This is a genomic window from Calothrix sp. CBUCES-K 9914 (genome assembly GCF_059640475.1).
This window is the reverse complement of record NZ_JBXXZH010000535.1, coordinates 1-1,636: the sequence shown is the minus strand read 5'-3', so window position 1 is coordinate 1,636 and position 1,636 is coordinate 1. Positions and strand designations below refer to the sequence as shown.

The 1,636-nt window shown below is 36.0% G+C and carries 3 protein-coding genes; all 3 read left to right on the top strand.

Annotated elements, in window-relative coordinates; all coding sequences use genetic code 11:
- On the top strand, window positions 1–190 hold a 190-nt coding region (locus tag AC2JBO_RS44900; protein ID WP_496960083.1), incomplete at its 5' end, for a hypothetical protein.
- 151 nt (window positions 191–341) lie between these two features.
- On the top strand, window positions 342–518 hold the full coding sequence (locus tag AC2JBO_RS44895; protein WP_496960082.1) for a CHAT domain-containing protein: 177 nt from the start codon (window positions 342–344) through the stop codon (window positions 516–518).
- 630 nt (window positions 519–1,148) lie between these two features.
- The coding region (locus AC2JBO_RS44890; protein ID WP_496960081.1) for a peptidase associated/transthyretin-like domain-containing protein at window positions 1,149–1,636 on the top strand (488 nt) is incomplete at its 3' end.

Sequence of the window (1,636 nt, the reverse complement as noted above, 5' to 3'; positions counted from 1 at the left end):
TCCTCTAGTAGGAAATTCAGGAAGCGTTCGCAGGAGGAGGAGAATATATGTCGATCCTATAACCGAACCGACTGATAGCGGTAGTTCTCTAGTAGAAAGATTAAGAACCGTTCGCAGCAGCAGGAAAAATGCTAATCCTCTATCCAAACCGACTGATGCGGGTATTCCTGATAAAAGTCAAAAAAGATAGCTTTGATATTAATAGCTTCAAGAAACTGCATCCATATACGAAACCGAAACCAATGCAATTGTGGTTGTTTCAGACTTAGGTTTCGGTTATGGCACCTCAACTACTAATTGCGCCGCGCAGCTTTGTACTCGTTCGCTTGTAATTATAAGTTATGAGTTTGTGGAGTGTGGATGATGTAGCCACTAGCGATTTGATGCAAGCATTTATTAAGTATCTTAAGGATGATATTCCCTCAGTTGCACTACGTAAAGCGATGATTGAAGTCAAAAGCAGGCACCCGTTACCATCTGAGTGGGTAGCGTTTACTTTATTTGGAACTCCAAGATAATACTCGCGCGCCGTTCACACAACGCGGACATGAACAAAAGTCTTGCCTTTTCATTATACTTTTTGTGGACGAATTACTTGTGGGTTAGCTTTTAACAGGGCGCCTGTCAATACTCTTTTGGGAGAACTGAAACAGGCGCCACATACAACATATTGCTTGTATCTTTTTATTCTTATAAAGTAAAACAGAGGTGCCAAAAATTCCTCTTGCTACCCAAGTTCAAGTGACGAGGAGCATGATAAAAAGCCCATTAGGTAAGCATTTATCGACAATTTAACAATGAAGCGAAAAAAGTTTTATTTTTTCCGTAATCATTCATACTGAGTATGAATCTTATATAGAAGTTGTTTTTTCAGTAAAAACCGAAGTATTATAAATTTATTAAGAGGAAACTACCTAAAGAATACGTAAATACATAAGTACTATTAAGTGAGTCATCATAAAAAATACAAGCTTAATTGTTTCGGTTAATAAAAGAAACATTTCGGCTTCAAGCGTGTTGATTAAGATTTATATATTTTGCCGAGTGTATCTTCACTATTAATACTGCTGGAAATACATGCTCGTTAAATCTTGGCGCCATTTTATAGCATTCTAGATATTTTGATTTTATTATTATTGGAGCAAATCATGAACAACGCTACCATTACTTACAGCGGACGTATATTAAACAGCGAAACGAGAAACGGTGTTGATGGGGTAAAAGTGACTCTTGAACTTAACGATAAAACGTACATTGTTCATACAGATAGCGAAGGTATTTATAAATTTGATGCTAACTTAAGTGCAGCAAAAATTTCCGCACGCGTTCGTGTAGAGATAGAAGGATACGAGAAATATAATAGACATATTACTATTACATCTGACCATAACAAGTTAGAAGAAATTCATTTAACTCCAATTAAAAAAGAATCAAAATTAAGTTTAAATAGAATAGGAATAATAGCATCTATAGTTGGTACAGTCGTTGCAGTTGCGACTTATATAAACTTTAATCCTTTCAGTTCCCAACAACAAGCACAGGCGCCGTCTGGACAAAACTGTGACCCAGCATATCCAGATTTTTGCATATCTCAAAACATATCTGATTTAAAATGCTCTGATGTTAAAAAGAAAAA

Excerpts from the sequence above, each read along its gene's own strand:
- AC2JBO_RS44895 (WP_496960082.1), top strand. The coding sequence starts at position 342 with ATGAGTTTGTGGAGTGTGGATGATGTAGCCACTAGCGATTTGATGCAA.